This window comes from Devosia sp. Root413D1 (genome assembly GCF_001425235.1).
Classification (GTDB): domain Bacteria; phylum Pseudomonadota; class Alphaproteobacteria; order Rhizobiales; family Devosiaceae; genus Devosia_A.
Map to the genome: position 1 here is coordinate 825,226 of NZ_LMEA01000001.1, position 20,483 is coordinate 845,708.

The 20,483-nt window shown below is 64.2% G+C and carries 18 protein-coding genes; 13 read left to right on the plus strand and 5 right to left on the minus strand.

Annotation, left to right across the window (positions count from 1 at the left end; genetic code table 11):
• Positions 1-58: 58 nt before the first annotated feature.
• The 8 genes from ASC89_RS03915 (at position 59) to ASC89_RS03950 (ending at position 9,221) form a co-directional block, all read left to right on the plus strand.
• A complete protein-coding gene (locus tag ASC89_RS03915) occupies positions 59-1,543 on the plus strand; it encodes an extracellular solute-binding protein (RefSeq protein ID WP_082533169.1) in 1,485 nt (494 codons plus the stop codon).
• Positions 1,544-1,617: 74 nt separating this feature from the next.
• Complete coding sequence (locus ASC89_RS03920; protein WP_055994731.1) at positions 1,618-2,577, plus strand: carbohydrate ABC transporter permease; 960 nt, start codon at positions 1,618-1,620, stop codon at positions 2,575-2,577.
• Positions 2,574-3,452, plus strand: coding sequence for a carbohydrate ABC transporter permease (locus ASC89_RS03925; RefSeq protein WP_055994734.1), 879 nt, complete (start codon positions 2,574-2,576; stop codon positions 3,450-3,452). Before ASC89_RS03920 ends, ASC89_RS03925 begins: the two co-directional genes overlap by 4 nt.
• Before the next feature lie 22 nt (positions 3,453-3,474).
• On the plus strand, positions 3,475-4,572 hold the full coding sequence (locus ASC89_RS03930) for an ABC transporter ATP-binding protein (protein ID WP_055994737.1): 1,098 nt from the start codon (positions 3,475-3,477) through the stop codon (positions 4,570-4,572).
• A 71-nt stretch (positions 4,573-4,643) separates the two neighbouring features.
• Positions 4,644-5,999: a mandelate racemase/muconate lactonizing enzyme family protein gene (locus ASC89_RS03935; protein ID WP_055994740.1), complete on the plus strand. Its 1,356-nt coding sequence runs from the start codon at positions 4,644-4,646 to the stop codon at positions 5,997-5,999.
• A 40-nt stretch (positions 6,000-6,039) separates the two neighbouring features.
• Positions 6,040-7,254: a D-mannonate dehydratase ManD gene (gene manD / locus ASC89_RS03940; RefSeq protein WP_055994744.1), complete on the plus strand. Its 1,215-nt coding sequence runs from the start codon at positions 6,040-6,042 to the stop codon at positions 7,252-7,254.
• Positions 7,255-7,264: 10 nt separating this feature from the next.
• The gene (locus ASC89_RS03945) at positions 7,265-8,422 is read left to right on the plus strand and encodes a mandelate racemase/muconate lactonizing enzyme family protein (protein ID WP_055994747.1); all 1,158 of its coding nucleotides are present in this window, start codon (positions 7,265-7,267) and stop codon (positions 8,420-8,422) included.
• Positions 8,423-8,450: 28 nt separating this feature from the next.
• Positions 8,451-9,221, plus strand: a complete 771-nt coding sequence (locus ASC89_RS03950; RefSeq protein WP_244488391.1) for a ribonuclease activity regulator RraA — start codon at positions 8,451-8,453, stop codon at positions 9,219-9,221.
• A 973-nt stretch (positions 9,222-10,194) separates the two neighbouring features.
• Here the strand turns inward: ASC89_RS03950 and ASC89_RS03960 are convergent.
• The 4 genes from ASC89_RS03960 to ASC89_RS03975 all read right to left on the minus strand — a co-directional run bounded on the left by ASC89_RS03960 (position 10,195) and on the right by ASC89_RS03975 (position 14,672).
• Positions 10,195-11,244, minus strand: a complete 1,050-nt coding sequence (locus ASC89_RS03960; protein ID WP_055994750.1) for a mannonate dehydratase — start codon at positions 11,242-11,244, stop codon at positions 10,195-10,197.
• A 69-nt stretch (positions 11,245-11,313) separates the two neighbouring features.
• Positions 11,314-12,198 (minus strand): carbohydrate ABC transporter permease, encoded by an 885-nt coding sequence (locus ASC89_RS03965; protein ID WP_055873481.1) that lies wholly within the window; start codon positions 12,196-12,198, stop codon positions 11,314-11,316.
• Positions 12,198-13,109, minus strand: a complete 912-nt coding sequence (locus ASC89_RS03970; protein WP_055873478.1) for a carbohydrate ABC transporter permease — start codon at positions 13,107-13,109, stop codon at positions 12,198-12,200. Before ASC89_RS03970 ends, ASC89_RS03965 begins: the two co-directional genes overlap by 1 nt.
• A gap of 234 nt (positions 13,110-13,343) precedes the next feature.
• Complete coding sequence (locus tag ASC89_RS03975) at positions 13,344-14,672, minus strand: ABC transporter substrate-binding protein (RefSeq protein WP_055994753.1); 1,329 nt, start codon at positions 14,670-14,672, stop codon at positions 13,344-13,346.
• Positions 14,673-14,931: 259 nt separating this feature from the next.
• Between ASC89_RS03975 and ASC89_RS03980 the strand changes: the two genes are divergently transcribed.
• On the plus strand, positions 14,932-15,582 hold the full coding sequence (locus tag ASC89_RS03980; RefSeq protein WP_055873473.1) for a GntR family transcriptional regulator: 651 nt from the start codon (positions 14,932-14,934) through the stop codon (positions 15,580-15,582).
• A 67-nt stretch (positions 15,583-15,649) separates the two neighbouring features.
• Here the strand turns inward: ASC89_RS03980 and ASC89_RS03985 are convergent, their stop codons facing one another.
• Positions 15,650-16,096, minus strand: a complete 447-nt coding sequence (locus ASC89_RS03985) for a hypothetical protein (RefSeq protein ID WP_055994756.1) — start codon at positions 16,094-16,096, stop codon at positions 15,650-15,652.
• Between the two features lie 200 nt (positions 16,097-16,296).
• Between ASC89_RS03985 and ASC89_RS03990 the strand changes: the two genes are divergently transcribed.
• The 4 genes from ASC89_RS03990 (at position 16,297) to ASC89_RS04005 (ending at position 20,466) form a co-directional block, all read left to right on the plus strand.
• Complete coding sequence (locus ASC89_RS03990; protein WP_055994759.1) at positions 16,297-17,100, plus strand: ATP-binding cassette domain-containing protein; 804 nt, start codon at positions 16,297-16,299, stop codon at positions 17,098-17,100.
• Positions 17,101-17,153: 53 nt separating this feature from the next.
• Positions 17,154-18,206 carry a substrate-binding domain-containing protein gene (locus ASC89_RS03995; protein ID WP_156384487.1) on the plus strand — a complete coding sequence of 351 codons (1,053 nt, stop codon included), beginning with the start codon at positions 17,154-17,156 and terminating at the stop codon, positions 18,204-18,206.
• Between the two features lie 266 nt (positions 18,207-18,472).
• On the plus strand, positions 18,473-19,462 hold the full coding sequence (locus tag ASC89_RS04000) for an ABC transporter permease (protein ID WP_055994765.1): 990 nt from the start codon (positions 18,473-18,475) through the stop codon (positions 19,460-19,462).
• Complete coding sequence (locus ASC89_RS04005) at positions 19,459-20,466, plus strand: ABC transporter permease (protein WP_055994768.1); 1,008 nt, start codon at positions 19,459-19,461, stop codon at positions 20,464-20,466. The genes ASC89_RS04000 and ASC89_RS04005 overlap by 4 nt, the downstream gene beginning before the upstream one ends.
• The last annotated feature ends 17 nt before the right edge of the window (positions 20,467-20,483 follow it).

The window sequence follows — 20,483 nt, forward strand, 5'->3', positions numbered from 1 at the left end:
TGCTGCGGCTATGGGCCGGGCAACGCCCTGATTTGAGGAGGAGGATTTCTCAATGCATATGAACACCGGCCGGCGTCTGCTTGGCCTTTCGATGGCGGTGCTGAGCGCTGCCACCATGCTGACGACGGCGACGACCGCGTCCTACGCCCAGAGCGTGGACCTGAGCAAATGGTCGCCGGAATACGTCAAGTCGATCGCCGGCACCAAGCAGTTCGACGCTGCCAAGGATTGCGGCGCGGTTGTGCCGAACGATTACACCGGTTCCGTCAGCTACTGGTACACCGGCCCGTTCGAAGCCGACCCGCAGATCGCGCATGACCAGGACAAGGCGTTCTGGGAGGCCTTCAAGGCCGCCTATCCGAACATCACCACCGAAGTCCAGTCGATCACCTATAACGAACTGCTCGACAAGTTCCGCACCTCGCTGCTCGGCAACTCGGCTCCGGCCGTTATCCGCCTGCAGATCCTGGGTGGCGTCGAGTTCGCCGCCAAAGGCTACCTGCAGCCGCTGAAGCCGGAAGATGTCGGCTACACCGCCGCGGACTTCTGGCCCGGCGCGCTGAAGTCGGTGACTTACGAGGGTGTCAGCTACGGCCTGCCGACCAACAACGAAACCATGGCGATGATCTGGAACGCCAAGGTGTTCAAGGATGCCGGGCTCGACCCGGAAAGCCCGCCGGCCACCTGGGACGATGTCGTCGCCTATTCCAAGCAGATCAACGAGAAGCTGGGCATCCCGGGCTACGGCCTCGTCGCCAAGCAGAACGCCGGCAATACCCCGTTCCGCTTCATGCCGCAGCTCTGGGCCTATGGTGGCGGTGCCCTCGACGAGGCCTCGGCCGAGCCGGGCTACAAGGACGTCTGGATCAACAACGCCGGCTCCAAGCAGGCGCTGCAGGCTGCCTACCAGATGTACGCCGTCGACAAGTCGGTCCCGACTTCGGCGCTGACCAACACGCAGGGTGAAAACCAGGCGCCGTTCATCGCCGGCAAGCTCGGCATGATGATTGCCCACCCGGCCGAATACGCCAAGATGAACGATCTCGCGTCCAAGGCGACCGGCACCGACAAGGTAGTTGCCGACGAAGTGGTCGCCAACATGCGCTACGGCCTGATCCCCACCGGTCCCGACGGCAAGCGCGCCGTGGTGTTCGGCGGCTCCAACATCCATGTGGTGAAGCCCGAGTTCGTGCAGGGTGGCAAGGTGGACGAGCAGGCCGTCAAGGCGCTGATCTGCTTCTGGGACAGCCCGGAATGGTCGACCAAGCTCGCCTGGGTCGGCTCCAACCCCGGCAACATCAATGGCTTCCTGACGGACGCCATGAAGGAACGTCTCGACACCATCAAGTTCCTCGACGTCACCACCTCGATGCTGCCCAATGGTATCCCGTTCCCGGTGATCCCGCAGGCGCCGGAAATCATGAACATCATCGTTCCGGATATGCTGCAGAACGCCCTCACCGGCAACATGACCGTCGACCAGGCGGCCGAGGATGCAGCCACCAAGGTCAAGGCCATCGTCGACGGCGGCGGCGGCATCTGATCGCCTGCTGAAGCACTCTCGGACCGGCGGCACCCGTCGCCGGTCTCTCCTCTTCACAACCAGGGTTATGCGCTGTGAGCACTGTTCCGGGACAAGCCATCTTTCGCGACGTACCCGAGCCCAGGCGCATCGGCCTCAGCCAAAAGGTGTGGAACAGCCGCTTCGATTATCTTTATGTGGCGCCTGCCCTGATCGTGATGCTGATCGTCATCGGCTATCCGATCTACTACACCATCGAGCTGAGCTTCTTTAACACCCCGGCGAGCCTGGCGCTCAGCGCCAAGCAGTTCAACGGCCTCGACAATTACGTCACCATCCTGACCAGCCCGGTGTTCTGGAAGGTCACCTGGCAGACGGTGCTGTGGACGGTCCTTTCCACCTTCTTCGCCTTCATGATCGGGCTGGGCGCCGCGCTGGCGCTGCATCGCGAGTTCGCCGGCCGCGGGGTGCTGCGTGCACTGCTGCTGATTCCGTGGGTGGTGAGCGCGGTGGCCGCCTCCTATGTGTGGAAGTGGCTCTATCACTCCGATTTCGGCGCTATCAGCGCCATGCTCACCCAGGTCGGGTGGATCGATAAGCCGATCAACTTCATCGACAACACCAACACCTCGCTCTACGCGCTGATCGTCGTGAACGTGTGGAAGGAATTCTCCTTCGCCATGATCATGCTGATGGCCGGTCTGCAGACGGTTCCCGATACGCTGCTGCGCGCCGCGCAGGTCGATGGCGCCAGCCCCTGGCAGCGCTTCTGGCATGTCACCTTCCCACACTTGCAGGGTGTGTCGATGGTCACCCTGCTGCTGCTCGCGGTGCAGAACTTCAACTCCTTCATCATCCCCTGGATCATGACCGGCGGCGGCCCGGCCGGCTCGTCGGACATCTGGATCACCCATATCTACCAGCTTGCCTTCGGGCGGCAGCGCTGGGGCGTCGCCTCGGCCTATGCGGTGATCCTGTTCATCGTGATGATGGTGCTCGGCTACTTCTATGTCCGTGCATTGACCAAGGGCGATGACGCGAGGGCCGCCGGATGACCATGGAACTGAGTGCAGGCGCCGCCAAGCGCCGTGGTGCAGGTGGCTGGCGCTGGAGCGGGCGGATCTTCCTCCTCCTGCTGCTCGGCTTCACTGTGATGCCGATGATCTGGATGTTCATCACCTCGCTGAAGACCGGCTTTGCGGCGATGCAGTATCCGCCGCAATGGTGGCCGGCCGAACCGACGCTGGAGAACTACTGGCGGCTGATCGACCCCTCGGGCAATGTCGGCCGCGACTTCATCCAGTATTTCTGGAACAGCATCTGGGTCTCGACCCTCACCACCATTCTCGCGGTGGTGGTGGCGGTGCCGGCCGCCTACGCCTTCTCGCGCTTCCGCTTCCCCGGCCGCAACTTCCTGTTCTTCGCCGTGCTGCTCAGGAACATGTTCCCGGCCGTGGTGTTCCTCGTGCCGCTGTTCATCCTGATGAAAGCGCTGGGGCTGGTGAACACCCACGGTTCGCTGATCCTCACCTACCTGACCTTCGGCCTGCCGCTCGCCATCTGGCTGCTCAAGGGCTTCTACGACAACATCCCGGTGCAGCTCGAACAGGCGGCCCGCATCGATGGCGCGACGCGCTTCCAGGCCTTCTTCCTGATCGTCATGCCGCTGTCGACGCCGGGCATCATCGCCACCTCGATCTACAGCTTCATCGGCGCCTGGAACGAGTACATCTACGCCTACACCTTCCTCACCCGGCACGATCAGATGACCCTGCCGGTCGGCATCCAGCGCTTCTTTTCGGAGAACGCCACGGATTGGCCGGGGCTGATGGCCGCCACCTTCATGATGAGCATCCCCGTCGTGGTGCTGTTCCTCGTCCTGCAACGCTACTTCGTGCGCGCCCTGACCGAGGGCGCCGTGAAGCACTAACGGAAAGCTCAAGGAAACCCATATGGCTCAGGTTATCCTCAAGGACGTGGTCAAGAACTACGGCGATGTCTACGCCGTGAACCACGTGTCGCTGACCGTCGAGGACGGAGAGTTCGTCGCGCTGGTCGGCCCCTCCGGCTGCGGCAAGACCACGACGCTCAACCTGGTCGCCGGGCTGATCCCGATGTCGGGCGGCACCATCAACATCGGCGACCGCGACGTCACCGACCTCGACCCCAAGGACCGGGACATCGCCATGGTGTTCCAGAACTACGCGCTCTACCCGCAGAAGTCGGTCTACAAGAACCTCGCCTTCCCGCTGCAGATGCGCAAATTGCCGAAGGAAGAGATCGACAAGCGGGTCCAGGCCGCCGCCAAGACCCTCGATATCGTCCATCTGCTGGAGCGCAAGCCGCGCGAACTGTCGGGCGGCCAGCAGCAGCGCGTGGCGCTGGGCCGGGCGCTGGTGCGCGAGCCGCGCGCCTTCCTGATGGATGAGCCGCTGTCGAACCTCGACGCCAAGCTGCGCGTGCAGATGCGCTCCGAGATCAAGCGTTTCCACCAGGATCTCAACGCCACCATCATCTACGTGACGCACGACCAGCTCGAGGCCGTCACCATGTCCGACAAGATGGCGGTGATGAATGGCGGCTTCCTGCAGCAATATGACAGCCCGGCCAACGTTTTCGCCAACCCGGTGAACATGTTCGTTGCAAGCTTCGTTGGCTCCCCTGCCATGAGCCTCGTGCCGCTGACCGCCGCATCGAAGGATGGGAAGGTCGTGCTCCAGAGCCCCGAGGGCTGGGAGATGCCGCTCTCCGACGCCAATGGCCGGAAGGCGCTGAGCGCCAAATCCAGCAAGGTGGTGCTGGGCGGCCGGCACTCGACCATCACGGTGCACAAGTCTCAGGTGCCGGGTGCCGTACCGGGCAAGGTCTATACGGTCGAGCCGACCGGCGACGTCACCTTCGCCCAGGTCTTCGTCTCCGGCGCCGTGGTCAATGTCAGCGTCGCCCCGACCTTCCAGCTCAGGCCCGACGAGCCGGTGTTCCTCGAGTTCGATCAGGACCGCATGCATCTGTTCGACGGCGAAACCGAAATGGCACTCAAGCTCGCATAAGCCGCCAATCGATTTGTCCTTCCATCGGGCGGCCCGGTAGCGACCGCTCCCCAGCCAAGGCTTAACCCCCAATGACTTCGAACCCTGCCGAAGACGCGCTTAATCGCGTCAACACCAGCTCCCGCCCGTCTGATTTGAGGATCACCGATATCCGCGTGGCCGAGATCACCGGTGCGCCGTTCCGCTCGGCGCTGCTGAAGATCTATACCAACCAGGGCATCGTGGGCTTGGGCGAAGTGCGCGACGGCGCCAGCGCCACCTACGCGCTGATGCTGAAGAGCCGGCTGCTCGGCGAAAACCCTTGCGATGTCGACCGGCTGTTCCGTCGCATCAAGCAGTTCGGCGGCCACGGCCGGCAGGGTGGCGGCGTCTCGGCCATTGAGATCGCGCTCTGGGATCTCGCCGGCAAGGCCTATGGCGCGCCGATCTACCAGATGCTGGGCGGCAAGTTCCGCGACAAGGTGCGCTGCTATTGCGACACCGACGCCGATCGCCCGAGCGGCACTGAGATGGGCAAGCGTTTGAAGGAGCGCATGGACAAGGGGTTCACCTTCCTGAAGATGGACCTGGGGCTGATGGAGATCGCCCATATCCCCGGCGCCGTCGTTGGCCCGGCGGGCGTACTCGAAGGCTTCAAGCAGCACGCCGGCGGCATCCGCGCGACCAACAACGAGGAGCGCAAGGCGCGTAACCTCGTTTACGACGCGCAGAACGTCATGCACCCGTTCACCGGGCTGCACTTCTCCGAAAAGGGTCTCGACCTGCTCGAGCAGTACATTGCCGAAGTGCGCGACGTGATCGGGCCCGAGATCCCGCTGGCCATCGACCATCTCGGCCATATCTCGCTGCAGGACGGTATCCGGCTGGCGCAGCGCATCGAGAAATACACCCCGGCCTGGCTCGAGGACGTGATCCCCTGGCAGCATGCGGAGAGCTATCGCCGGTTGCAGGAAGCGACCTCGGTGCCGATCTGCACCGGCGAGGATATCTACCTGAAGGAAGGTTTCGAGCCGCTGTTCAACGCCGGCATCTCGGTCATCCATCCCGATATCCTCACCACCGGCGGCATCCTCGAAACCAAGAAGATCGGCGACGCGGCGCAGGACCATGGCATCGCCATGGCCATCCACATGGCCGAGAGCCCGATCGCCGCGATTGCCGCGGCCCATATCGCCACCGCCACCGAGAACTTCCTGGCGCTCGAATATCACTCGGTCGATGTGCCGTGGTGGGATGACATCGTCACCGGCTTCGACGGTCCGATCGTCAAGAACGGCTTCATCGAGCTCAGCGACAAACCGGGCCTCGGCATCGACGACGTCAACGACGAGCTGCTGCGTCAGCACCTGCAGCCTGGTGTTACCGACATCTGGCAGCCGACCGACCAGTGGGACAATGACATGTCCTGGGACCGCACCTGGTCCTGAGGAACATCCAGTCCCGAGCGAGCGTGGAGCGACGCATCAAATGAAGATCAAGGAAATCAAGGTCATCGTCTGCTCGCCCGGGCGGAACTTCACCACGGTGAAGGTGATCACCGACGAGGGTGTCTACGGCATCGGCGATGGCACGGTGAACGGCCGCGAGCTGTCGGTCGCCAGCTATCTCGAGGATCACGTCGCTCCGGCGCTGATCGGCATGGATCCGCTGCGCACCGAGGATATCTGGCAGTATCTCTATAAGGGCGCCTACTGGCGTCGCGGCCCGATCACCATGGCGGCGATCTCGGCCATCGACATGGCGCTGTGGGATATCAAGGCCAAGGTTGCCGGCCTGCCGCTCTACCAGCTGCTCGGTGGCCGCTCACGCGACAAGGTGATGGTCTACCGCCACGCCTCCGGCCTCGAAATCTCCGAGGTGGTCGAGGGCGTCCTCGCCATCAAGGAAACCGGCGTCGAGGCGATCCGCGCCCAGGTCGCCATCCCCGGCCTGCCGCCGATCTACGGCACCGGCGATTCCACCGATACCGCAGCGCTGAAGGGCCGTGGGGCCATCGTGCCGCACGAGGAAGTCTGGGCGACGCACAAATACCTGCCGCTGGTGCCCAAACTGTTCGAGAAGGTGCGCGACGCGGTGGGCTGGGACGTGCACCTGCTGCACGACGTGCATCACCGCCTGACCCCGATCGAAGCCGCCCGCCTCGGCAAGGACCTCGAGCCCTACCGGCTGTTCTGGCTCGAGGACGCCATTCCCGCCGAGCTGCAGGAAGGCTTTCGCATCATCCGCCAGCACACCACGCAGCCCCTCGCGGTGGGCGAGGTGTTCAACTCGATCTACGACACCCACACGCTGATCACCGAGCAGTTGATCGATTATGCCCGCGTCACCTCCACTCATGCGGGCGGCGTCACCGGCATCAAGAAGATTTTCGATCTGGCGGCGATCTACCATGTGAAGTCGGCGTGCCACGGCCCGCAGGACGTGTCGCCGATCGCCATGGGCTGCAACATCCATGTCGACGTGGCGATCCCGAATTTCGGTATCCAGGAATTCGCCAACTACTCCGAGCTGATGTTCGACGTGTTCAAATGCGCCTGGTCGTACGATCGCGGTTACCTGCAACCGGGCGAAGTACCCGGCCACGGCGTCGATTTCGACGAAAGTCTCGCTGCCAAATACCCCTACAAGCAGGCTTACCTGCCGATCGCCCGTCTCGAAGACGGCAGCATGACCAGCTGGTGAGGAACCAACAGTGAAGATCACCGCCATCAAGCCGTTCCCGGTCTGGGTCGGCCATCGCAACCAGCTGATCGTCAAGATCGAAACCGATGCGGGCATTTTCGGCTGGGGCGAAAGCGGGCTCAGCGGCCGCGAGAAGGCCGTCGTCGGGGCGCTCGAGCACTATGCGCAGTTCCTCGTCGGGCGCGACCCGATGCAGATCGGCGCGCTGTGGCAGGAGATGTACCGCAGCCAGTACTTTGAGGGCGGGCGCGTGCTCACCGCGGCGCAGTCGGCGCTCGATATCGCGCTCTACGACATCAAGGGCAAGGCACTGGGGGTACCCGTTTACGAACTCCTCGGCGGCAAGCACCGCGACTTCATCCCGACCTTCGCCTCGACCGGCTCGATCAGCGGCGACGAGACCATCGAGGACGCAAAAAAGCTGATGGCCCGCGGCTGGTCCACCATCCGCTTCTTCCCCGCCGAATGGAACGACGCCCAGGGCATTTTCGAGCCGCGCGAGTCGATCGGCAAGACCGCCAAATTCCTCACCAAGGCGCGCGAAGCGCTGGGCGAAGACGTGGTGCTGGGCATCGACTACCACCACCGGCTGAGCGTCGCCGAGACGGCGAGCTTCTGCCAGAAGATGCCATCCGGCACGCTCGATTTCCTCGAGGAGCCGATCCGCGACGAGACGCCCGAGGCCTACGAAAACCTGCGGAAACTCACCGACGTGCCCTTCGCCATAGGCGAGGAGTTCTCCTCCAAGTGGCAGTTCCTGCCCTATATCGAACGCGGCATCCATCAGTACAACCGGCTCGACCTCTGCAATGTCGGCGGCTTCACCGAGGCGATGAAGGTCGCCGGCTGGTCCGAGGCGCACTATGTCGACCTGATGCCGCACAACCCGCTGGGGCCGATCTGCACTGCGGCGACCATCCACTTCTCGGCGGCGACGCCGAACTTCTTCGCGCTCGAAGTGCGCGCCAACGCCACCGACCTCTATGCCGGCACGCCTACCGCGGAGCTGTTCCCCACCATGCCGCTGCTCGATGGCGCGTTATTCCGCGTGCCGGACGCGCCGGGGCTCGGCATCGAAATCAACGAAAAGCTGCTCGACAAGGACAGCTTCAAGTTCTGGGAGGCGCCCCACCTGAAGCGCCGCGACGGTTCGGTTACGAACTGGTAGACCCGAAACTCATCTGGAGGAGATACTTATGGTCCACATCATGCAAAGCCCGATCCCGGCGTTCAAGCGTCCGAGCAAGGACGTCATCGCCGCGCTGAAGGATATCGGCACCGCCACCGTGGCCGGGTCGCTCGGCCACTCCGGCTTCCGCAACCCGCACATGGTCGGCCCGGTCAGCCAGTATAAGGGCAAGTCCATCGTCGGCACCGCCCTGACGCTGCAGTTCATGCCGCAGCGCCCGGATCTCTTCAGCGAAGGTGAATATTCGGATCCCGAAAAGCAGCTGCATCGCCACGTTCTCTATGAAGTCGAAGAGAACGACGTGGTGGTGGTCGACGCGCGCGGCGACCTGAGCTCGGGCGTCTTCGGCGATATGATGTCGACCTACTTCAAGGGCCGCAAAGGCGCCGGCATCGTCATTGACGGCGTGATGCGCGACAAGCCCAACGTCGACAAGCTCGATCTCGCCATCTGGATGCGCGGCTGGACCCCGAACTACCACGTCCAGGTCTCGATCTGGCCGGCGGCAGTGAACGTGCCGATCTCCTGCGGCGGCGTCATGGTCATCCCGGGCGACATCATCATGGCCGACGATGACGGCGTCGTCGTGCTGCCGCAGTCGATGGCCGAAAAGGTCATCGAGGATTCGAAGAAACACGCCGAGTGGGAAGTGTTCAGCCGCGAAAAGCTCACTGCCGGTGAATCGCTCCGCCGCTACTACCCGCTGCACCCCGATGCCGAAGAAGAATACCAGGCCTGGCGCAAGGCCAAGGGCCTGCCGCCGAGCCCCAGCCACTGAGGCGACGAGCTTAGCTGTGAAACGAGAAGGGCGCCCAAGTGGCGCCCTTACTTTTGGTGCTGGATGGTGGCCGGATGCCGGCATCCAGCCCGGTTCGCACCCCCTCCGAGCTGCGCTAGGTCGCTTCGCTCCCAAGCTCCGCTTGCCTCCCCCGTCGAGGGGGAGGTGGGGCCGGTGCTTGTGGCTTGGATGTGCCCGATACACCGGCGGGCACCTCCCCCTCGACGGGGGAGGTTGGGAGGGGTGCGCAGCGCGCTCGATGTCGAGGTGGCCAGCGTGGCGCGATATTTCCATTTCTCGCAACTGTGCCGCCGCCGCTATTACTAGCCGGCGCAGTCGCTCGTGGCGGTCACATGGTTCCCAGCATCCTCTCGCATTACTACGCCCGTGAGCGCGGTCCGTTCCGATCGCTTTCGGACCTGCCACACGCGGAGGCCGAGAGCGTGCTCGAGGCCATTCGCCAGCGCGGCGACGGCTTTGCCAGCCAGCGGCGGCCCGACTACCTGGTCATCCGGCGTGACCTGGAAGCGCTGGTCCGGCAGCGCTTCATCGACAAGGGTGGCCGTCCGGTCCGCAGCACGCCGCGCTACATGATCCTGGGGCAATGCGACTGGGTGCGCGATTGGTATCTCGAGGGATGTTCGCTGGCGGTGCCGCTGGCGCGTTTCGACCCCCGGATCGTCAGCTTCACCTATGGCGACAGCTTCCCCGCCATGCGGCACATGACGGCAAGCCGCACCGCGGGCAGGTGTTTACCCTCGGCGAGCTGCCTTGGCTCGTCGAGCAGTTCGGCCTCCCCCAGCAACGTGCCGAAACCACCGGTCCGGACCGGTACATCGAAGCGCAGGTATGGGACGATGAGCCGCTTGGCGAGTGGTTGGGTTAGCCTCGCCGGCGCGCTGCTTGTGCGAGGGCCACAAGACAAAGGGCGGCCCACTGGACCGCCCATGAAGCGCCGTTGCGGCGTGCCGGATCAAGCCTTGCCCAAAAACTCGGCCATCCGGATCAACCCCTGCATATACCCAATCGCGTGCGAGCGGCCGCGGTGGTTCCAGTCGCTGTCACCGTCCATCTTGGGCACGTGGTCGTCGAGCAGGAAGCCATCGAAGCCGTTCTTGGCGAGCAGCACGATGACTTCGGCCGGGTCGAAATTGCCATCGCCGATGAAGCACTCGACGAAGTTCGGCACCGACCCCTTCACGTCGCGGAAGTGGATGTAGGAGATCCGGCCCTTGGGCGCGAAATACTCGATCATCTCGTTGACGTTGGCCTTGCCGCCTTCCATCTCCGAGCAGCAGCCGAGGCAGAGGTCGAGCGACCAAGCCTCCGAGCGGCCGACCAGGTCATAGGCCTTCTTGAAATTCTCCGGCTTGTAGAACAGCCGCGCCACGCCGCCCAGCATCGGCACCGGCGGATCGTCCGGGTGCAGCGCCAGCTTCAGGCCTTCCTCTTCGGCCACCGGCAGCACCGCCTTCATGAAATACTCGTAGTTGCTCCACATCTGCTCTTCGGTGATCAGCGGGCCGTCCTTGCCGAACAGCGGCATCGAGGAGGCGCGTCCGAGCGTCGTCGGCATGAACGAGCGGAGCAGCTCGAGATTGTCGATATTGGCTTCGACCACCGCCATGTCGAATTGCCGGGCCACGGCGCCGCCGCGGGTCGCGGCATCGCGCTTGGTGGTCCACACCGAGTTGGGCATGAAGTGCAGCCCGAGCACCGGGATGCCGGCGCGCGCCACGGCGCGGATCGTTGCCTGGTAGTTCTCGATCTGCTCGTCGCGGCCCTCGAGCCCCATCATCGCCTTGTGGTAGAAATGGGTGGGGACGTTCTCGATCGCTTCGAACTTGAGGCCGGCTGCCTCCACCTGGTCGACCAGCGCCCTGACGTCCTTTTGCTCCCAGCGATTGTCGCCCGGCAGCGTCGGGTTGTTCATCTGCAACCCGGTGGCGCCGATCTGCGCCGCGAAGCGGAGCCTTTCCTCGCTCAGTTCATGGAACTGGCCGACCGCAACTCTGATACCCATTCTCTTGTTCCTAAATTGCACTGCAGTTGGTGTGTCACCGGGTCATTCCCGCATAGGCGGGAACCCCCGTCATCCCTTGACCGATCCCTCGGTCATGCCCGCCACCATGAAGCGCTGGGCAACGAAATAGAGGATCATCAGCGGCACCGACGAGATCGCTGCGCCGGCCATCAGCGGGCCCCAGGGCAAGACGTCGGAGGTGATGAGATAGTTGAGCGCCAGCGGCGCGGTGCGCACGCTTTCCGACGTGGTGAGCACCAGTGCGAACAGCAGCTCGTTCCAGGCGCCGGTGAAGGTGAAGATGGCGACCGCCGCGAGGCCGGGCGCCGAGAGCGGCAGGGTGATGCGCAGCAGCGCCCCGAACCGGGTCAGCCCGTCGATCATCCCCTGCTCCTCGAGCTCACGCGGTACGCCGCGGAAATAACCCTGCAGCAGCCAGGTGGAGAGCGGCAGCGAGAAAGTGAGGTAGACGAGGATCAGGCCCTGCAGCGAGTTGCCGAGCTTCAGCTGCGCCATGACGATCGACAGCGGAATGAACAGCAGCGAGCCGGGGGTGAGGTAAGCGAAGAGGATCAGCCGGCCGATGACGCCGCGAAAGCGATAGCGGAACCGCACCATCGAATAGGCGGCGAACGACGAGATGATCACCGAGATCACGGTGACGGTCGAGGCGACAATGAAGCTGTTGCGGATCGACAGCAGGAACTGCCCGTCGGCGAGCAGCTTCTCGAAGTTGGCGAGGCTGAAGCGGGACGGCCACAGAGACGGCACACGCAGGATGTCGCGTGGCAGTTTGAGCGACGTCGCCAGCATCCAGTAAACCGGGAACAGCACGAGGATGACCGCGACGATCAACGCGGCATAGCTCAGCAGCCGGGCGATCAGGAACCGGCGACGCGCCGAGGCGCCGGCATTGGTCGGCGCCGCACTGGCGATTTCGGCGAGACTGGCCATTATTCCTCCCTCCGCATCATCAGCGAAGTGGCAAAGATCACGAGGATGGCCAGCACCGGCAGCATGTAGACCGACACCGCGGCGGCTTCACCGATGCGCTGGGTCTGCATGCCGAAATAGGCCAGCACCGGGAACACCATGGTGGCGTCCGACGGGCCGCCGGCGGTCAACAGCCAGACATGCTCGAAGCCGTTGGCGGTCCAGATCGAAGAGAGCAGCGTGGTGACGATGATCACCGGCAGAATGCTGGGGATGGTGACGTTCCAGAACCGCTGCCAGGTATTGGCGCCGTCAACGATCGCCGCCTCGTAAAGTTCTTTGGGCACCGATTGCAGGGCCGCAAGAATTGAGATGAACCAGAACGGAAAACCGCGCCACACCGAGGCGATGATCACCGAAGCCATGGCGGTGGTGCGGGTGCCGAGCCAGTCGACGGTGCCGGCGTAGAGCCCGGTCTGGTTGAGGATCAGATTAATGCCGCCGCCGATCGGCTGGTAAAGCACGCGCCAGGTGAGGAAGGCGACGAAAGCCGGCATGGCCCAAGGCAGCATCAGGAACGAGCGGAAGATACCTCGCCCCGGCAGGTTCTGGTGCACCAGCAGTGCCAGGCCCAGCCCGATCACCAGCTTCAGCACGTCCGAAACGAGGACGATGACAATGGTGTTGCGGATGGCGGCCCAGAAGGTCGCGGTCCCCGCCAGGTATTCGAAGTTCTTGAAGCCGATGAAGTTGCCGGTGCTGCCGATCACCATGTCGGTGAACGACACCCAGATGGCAAAGAAAAACGGATAGGCGACCAGCCCGAGGATCAGCAGCACCACCGGCGCCACCAGCGCATAGGCGAAGAGCTTGAGCTTGAACCCACCGCCGAAGCGGCGGCGGGGAGTGGAGTCTTGCGTTGAAACAGTCATGATCGGTGCGCTTGGCTACCCCTCACCCTCACCCTCACCCTCACCCTAACCCTCTCCCCAGAGGGGCGAGGGGACGCACTTTGCGCCGGCAGTGCCACAACGCCCCCTCGCCCCTTTGGGGAGAGGGTGGGGGTGAGGGGCAGCCAAGCACTCAGGCCATGCAATGCGTAACTTTTCCAAAACATCCGCGGATGGCCCCGGGAGGAACCATCCGCGGCAGGGAGGAACTTGGGATCAGTACTTGTCGTAGATCGCCTGGCCCTGGGTCTGCGCTTCGGCGATCGCCTTGTCGAAGTCCCAGCCATCCACCACCACGCGCTGGGCGAGCTTGGGAATGAGGAAGTTGGAGCCGAAATCAGCGAAGGCCGCGTTGTTGACATCCGGGTAGGCCGGAGCCGTGCCGTTCTTGGCGAGCCCGAGCAGGCCGACGAGGATGGTGTTGGTGCCGTCGAACGCCTGCAGCTTCTCCTGGTTGGTCAGCACCGGACCATAGATCGCCACGTTGAAATAGGCGTTCATGAACTCTGGCGACGAGAGGTGTTCGAGCAGCGCCTTGGCTTCGTCCTGCACCGGGCTCGCCTTGGTGATGGCGCGCAATTGCACGTCGATCGGCGAGATGATGCCCTTGGGGCCGCCGGGCAGCGGCGAGAAGGCGCTGGATTCGAACAGTTCCGGATCGTCTTTCCGCGCGGCGATACCGACCGAGCCGGTATTGGCGATGAAGCCGGCCTGGCCCGACAGATAAGCCTGGTTGTCGCCGGCGCCGTCCCAGGTGGTGTTGCCGGGCGAGAACAGGCCCTTGTCCCAGGCATTCTTCAGCCAGGTGAGCCACAACCGCGTCTCGGGCGAGTCGATCGTCACTTTCTTGCCGGCGTCGTCGGCGATGCGGCCACCGAACGACTGCAGCACCGCGACCTGCAGGTTGGCGTCACCGACATTGGAGAGGGCGAGACCCAGCCCCGAAACCGGTGCCTTGTTGATGGCTTCCGCCTGCGTCACCAGTTCGTCCCAGGTCTTGGGCGCCTCGGTGAAGCCGGCGGGCTCGAGCAGGTCCTTGCGCCGCAGCAGCAGGTTGCCGTTGACGCCGAACGGGATGCCGACGCGGGCAATGCCGCCATCCGCCGTCAGGTCGGATGCGGTATCGGGACCGGCGAACCAGCCGCCCTGCGCGTCGCCGATCTTCTTGTAGAGATCGCCGACATCGGAGAACTGGCTCTGCCGGGCGAGCAGCCGGGCGAGGCCGAGACCCATGTCGAGGGCATCCGGCATGGTGTTGGACGATACTGCCGCCGAGACCTTCTGGGTGGTCTCGTTCTGGTTGATCATCACCACTTCGGTGGCGACGCCGTTGGCGGCGCCCCAGGCGTTGATGGTGTCGGTCAGCAGCTTGTTGGCATCGTCCGAAAAGATCAGGCCACCCCAGTAGGTGAGCTTCTTGCCCTGCGCCAGGGCGGGCATCGGGAAGCTGCTCGCGGCGGCCAGCGCCAGGCCGCTTGCAGCGGTCTTCAGCACGCGGCGGCGCGACCAGCCGGCCGGCTTCTGGGTGTCGAATGATTTGGTCATGGGCTCTCCTCCAAGATGAGCTCGTGTGCGGCTTGGCGATTGCGGCGACGTGCCGGACTGATCGCTGGGGCGATCAACGTTCGGTGGATCGCGCCGCCTCCCCGCGGGGTCCCGATTTGCCTAGAGCGCGGTGGCTCAAATGGCCCGGCCGCTCCCAGTTTTCTCGCAGCGCCGGCTTTTAAATATATTTATTAGCGCTATTAAGAGCGTATTATGGGGCTCGAACAACTGTCAATGCGCCATTGGCTAGGAGAAAAGGATGAGGGGTGAAATCGAGAATGCCGGTTACGCCGCGTTCTTTGACGCTCTCATCGACGGCCGTCTGAAGCTCGGCCAGACCCTGACGCAGGAGGAGCTGTGCAAGGTGCTGGGTCTGTCGCTGTCGCCGATGCGCGAAACGACGACGCTGCTCGAGGCCGAGGGGCTGATCACCGTCCGCCGCAAGGTGGGGATCACCATCTTCTATCCGGACGTGAAGTTCGTCGGCAACTGCTTCCAGTTTCGCGGCCTGCTCGAACGCGAGGGCCTCAGGAAGTTCGCGCAGACCGTGACCCCAGCCTGGATCGACGCGATGCGCGCCGAACATCTCGGGATCATCGATTTCGTCCGCCAGACTAACGACATGGAACGCTACCGCGTGCCGGTAAAACTGCTCGAGCGGAAGTTCCACGACACCTTCGTCGCCGCCTTCGACAATGATCAGATCAGGGTCAACTACGCGCGGCTGACCCAGAAGATGTACCTGTTGCGCCTGCACAACCTCAACGCGGTCGGCCCGGCCAACACCGTGACCTCGATGGAGGAGCATATGGTGATCATCGACGCGCTGAAGGCTGGTGATGTCGAGGCCGCCTGCGACGGGCTCGACCGGCACCTGCAGGGCGTGCTGCACCGCGTGCTGACGACGTAGCACCGGCCTCACCGTGATCGCCTTCTCCCACAAGGGTAGAAGGCGAAGGAGCCGAAGCGACCGTGTCCTAAACCACGTTGCTTGCCGGCTTCCTTCCGCTGCGAAGGTTCGCTTCGTGGTCGTGCAGCACCACCAGCACCGAGGCGATCAGCCCGGCGAACAGCCCGGCCAGCAATCCGATCATCATGCTGTCGGTGATGCCCATCAGCTGGCCGATGCTGCTGGTCGCAAGGCCTGCCGCGACGGCGGTAACGAAGGCGCCGACCCAGACCGACAGCGGCGCGTGTCGTTCGCGGTTGGAAAGGAAGAATTGCGGCATCGCCTCGCCCAGATAACGCCGGATGACGATCTCGGCCGCCACCGCACAGAAGGCGGCGACGATACCGACCGAGGCGCGGCCGGCGTCGTTATCGGCGAACACGGCGCCGACCAGGGCGCCCACCAGCGTGGCGATGACGACGGCAGCAATGATGTAGGCTGTAACTTCGTAGCGCGCATTGGACGGACTGGGCATTTTACACTCCAGGTCACTCGCTCACCCACTTCGATGCTAGCGCCAACCTGACGGCCGGACAACTCCGCCGCACTCGTCGCTCAGTCGCAAGTCGTATCCCGCGCCCCGTTGACAAGCACCGGAGCCGGCGATTAGCTGTCCCTAATATGAAACGCCCGTTCCAGATGCGGAACGTACGACGGGCGATCGGGAGGAAGCTCATGAGTGACGAGGCGCTCTCGCCTGTCCTTGAGGCACACAGTATTTCGCGCCATTTCGGTGCGGTGGTGGCGCTCGCCGATGCGTCGCTGACGCTGCGACCGCGCGAGGTGGTGGGGCTGGTGGGCGACAACGGCGCCGGCAAGTCGACGTTGCTGAAGATCCTCTCCGGCATCGTCACCCCGTCCGGCGGCGACATCGTCATCGATGGCAAGCCGGTGGTGCTGAAGCGCGCCCAGGACGCCATGGATGCGGGGATTGAGACGGTCTACCAGGACCTGGCGCTGGTCGACACCATGTCGGCCTACCAGAACGTCTATCTCGGCCGCGAGGAACTCTCGAAGCACCCGCTGGCCCGGCTGTTCAACCTCGTCGATGACCGCCGGATGCGCGAGCGGGCCCGCGAAGTGCTGGACATGCTCAAGGTGAAGATCCCCTCGATCAACGTCTCGGTGAAGGGTATGTCAGGCGGCCAGCGCCAGTGCCTCGCCATCGCCCGGGCTTTGCTCTGGGGTCGTCGCATCGTCATCCTCGACGAGCCGACAGCGGCGCTCGGGGTACGCGAGACCGGCCAGGTGCTCGAGGTGATCCGCGACCTGCGCCAGCACGACGTCTCGGTGATCATCGTCAGCCACAATATGCAGCAGCTGATGAGCGTCGCCGATCGCATCACGGTGATGCGGCTGGGCCGCTCGATCGCCACCCGCACCGTCAAGGATACCGAGGTCAACGAGATCGTCGGTTTGATTACCGGCGCCATTCCGGGCGACTCGCCCGAAGCGCGCGCCGCGGAGGTTGCGGCCTGAGGCAAAGCCTCGGAGCCGATCAGACTATTTTCGCAAAAGGGAGGAGACCTATCTTGCGCAACTCAGTACGTGCATTCGCCGTCATGGCGCTTTCGGTTCCCGCGCTCATCGGCATTGCCGGTGTCGCGGAAGCCCAGGACAAGTTCAAGCTCGGCATGGCGGTGGGTGGCAACACCTGCTGCGAATGGATGAAGGCCCAGGGCGACGTCGCCCGCGCCCTCGCCGAGAAGGAGGGCTGGGACTACGTCGAGCTCTCCAACAATAATGACCCTGCGACGGCTCTGAAGAACGTGCAGATCTTCGCGCAGGAGGGTGTTGACGCGATCATCCAGTTCAATGGCCAGGCTGCATCCAACCCGGCCATCTCGGCTGTCGCCAAGCAGGCCAATATTCCGATCGTCACCTACGATATCGCCGATCCCGGCATGTATTTCGTCGGCATCGACAACCTCGGTGCGGGCATTGCCGGCGGCGAGGGCCTCGGCGCCATCGTCAAGGAAAAGTGGAACTGCGAGCCCGATCTGGTGATCTCGGCTGAAGGCGCCGGCGCCGGCATCGTCAACGAGTGGCGGACCGGCGGCATGCGCACCGGCCTCGGCAATGTCTGCCCGGACATTGCCAAGGAGAAATATGTGAGCTTCGAGAGCCAGGGTGACGCGGCTGTCGGCCTGCCGGCCGCTCGCGACCTGCTCGCCGCCCATCCCGATGCCAAGAAGATCGCCGTGGTCGGCCTGAACGATGGTGGTGTGCTCGCCCTCATCAACGCCGCCGAGCAACTCGGCCGCGCCGACGAAGTCATCGGCTGGGGCCAGGACGGCGCCTTCATCACCGGCGACAACGTCAACCCGCATCTGGTCGGTTCGGTGTTCTACTTCCTCGAGGGCTACGCCGTGTATGCCATCAAGGACGTGATCAAGCCGATTGCCGAAGGCAACACCCCTGCGCTGAAGGCCGATGCCGGCGATCCGGCCTCCAAGGTCCAGCCGTGCCCGGTCACCGCCGAGCAGGCCAAGTCGGTGCCCGACATGCCGGAACGCGTGAAGCAACTGCTCGCTGCCCCCGCCGGGACGACGGAGTACGAGCTGTTCTGCCCGAACAAGGGTTGAGTCCGACTGGCAGGACGGTGCGCGGTGCCTCACCCCCACCCTAGCTTTGCTACAGGGCCGCTGGCCCTTAGCGACGCTACCCTCCCCACAAGGGGGAGGGAGAGGCAGCGGCACCAGCACCGTCCTCACCACCCTCCCTCCCCTTGATGGGGAGGGTAGTGAAGCTTGCCTCTCGCGACAGCGAGGGCCTAGCGGGTGGGGTGGGGCGACGCGCACCGCTTCACACTTCACACTGACTGCCGATGAACCCCTCGGAACCACCGCCGATGTCCCTCACCCAAGCCACCGAGACCGCGCCGCCGGCTGTACCGTTAACGGTCCGGTTCGGTGGCTGGGGCACCGGCATCATGCTGCTTGCCGTGTGGCTGCTGCTGATCGCCGCCACCGGCCTCTACCGCCCCGACTTCCTGTCGCAGCAGACGGTGCTGGCCATCGCCTTCACCATGTCGATCGTCGGCGTATTGGCGATCGGGCAGGGGCTCGTCGCCATCTCGGGCGGCTTTATCGACCTGAGCCAGCCGGCCGGCATGATCACCGCCAGCCTCGTCGCGGTGCGGCTGTCGGAGGCCGGCATGCCGCTTGCCGTCGTGATCGTCGGCGCTGTCCTCACCGGCATGGTGTGGGGCGCCTTCAATGCGGCGATCATCGTCTTTGCCAAGCTCAATCCGGTGATCGTGACACTGGCCACCAATTTCATCGGCCTCGCCGCCTTGTTCCTGGTGTTCCAGCTCGCCGAAGTACCGCTCAACTCCGACATCTATCATTTCGGCCGCGCCAGCTTGTTCGGCCTGCCGGCGATCTTCTGGCCGATGCTGGGGCTGGTGCTGGTGGTGGGGTTCCTCGTGCCGCGCACGAAGTACGGCCGCCGCGCCACCGCCGTTGGCGGCAATCGCGCTGCCGCCAAGGCGCGCGGCATTTCGCTGAGGGCGACGCGTTTCGCCATCTTCATGGCCGCCGGGGGCTTCGTCGGTTTTGCCGCAGTGCTGTTCGCGGCGACCGCCGGACCGTTCAACCCGGGTTCGGGCAACGCCATGCAGCTCAACATCATCGCCGGGGTGATCCTCGCCGGCATTTCGCTCGCCGGTGGGCGCGGCAATTTCTGGATGCTGCTGCTGAGCGTCGGCTTCCTCTCCACCATTCCCACCTCGCTGGTGTTCTTCGGGCTCAGCTCTGACACCCAGTCGATCTTCCAGGGCCTGATCCTCGTCATCGCGGTCGCCATCGACGGCTTCCGCGCGAGAAAGGGAACGCCGTGAGCAACGTCACCGCTGATACCACCGCGTCCACCCTGCCGCCCGCGCCGCATAACCCCTGGCGCGAGCTGCTGACCGGCTCGGTCGCCTCGATCACCTTCACCTTCATCGCCGTGGTGGCGGTGGGCTGGTTCTGGGTCGGGCCAAAATTCCTGTCGTTTGGCAATATCTCGATCATGGGCACCTTCCTGATCGTGCCGCTGATCGTCGGCGCCTTCTCCGGCATGGCGCTGCTCTCGGGCGTCGTCGACCTGTCGATCGGCTCGATGGTCGGCTTCTCCTCGGCGGTGTTCGCGCTGCTGATTTCGCTCGGCTGGGATCCGGCCAGCGCCGCGGCGGTGACGCTCTGCGCCTGCCTTTGCTTCGGCGCCATCAACGCCATCGCCATTGTCGGCTTCGGCGCAGAGCCGATCGCTGCGACGCTCGGCATGCTGGTGGCTTTGCGCGGCATCGCCTGGGTGCTGCTCGGCTCGCAGGGCGCCATCTTTGCCTTCAACATCGACATGTTCAACCTGGTCAGCACCACGGTATTCGGGCTGCCGCTGTTCTTCCTCCTCGCCATCCTCTTGACCGCCATCGCCGCGCTGATCGTTACCAAGACCCGCGTCGGTCGGCATGTGCAGGCGGTGGGCGGTGACGACAAGGCCGCGGGGCGCGCCGGCATTTCGGTGAAGAAGGTGCGGGTCGCGGCGCTGCTGCTCTCATCCTTCGGCGCCGGACTCGGCGGCATCGTCTATGCCGCGCAGCTCGGCAGCGCGGCGCGTGCCACCGGCGTCGGGCTCGAGTTCCAGGTCTATGCGGCGCTGATGATCGGCGGCTACTCGATCCTGCGTGGCGGCGTCGGCAACCCGGTCGGTGGTGCGCTTGGCCTCTTGGCGGTCGCCGGGGTCAGCAACATCCTCGATCTCAAGGCCATCAGCCCCTACTACGTAAACATCATTGTCGGCCTGCTGCTGCTCGCCGCAGTCCTGCTCGATCGCCTGCGTGGCGGCGACGCCTACGAATAACAACCAGTTATCACCCG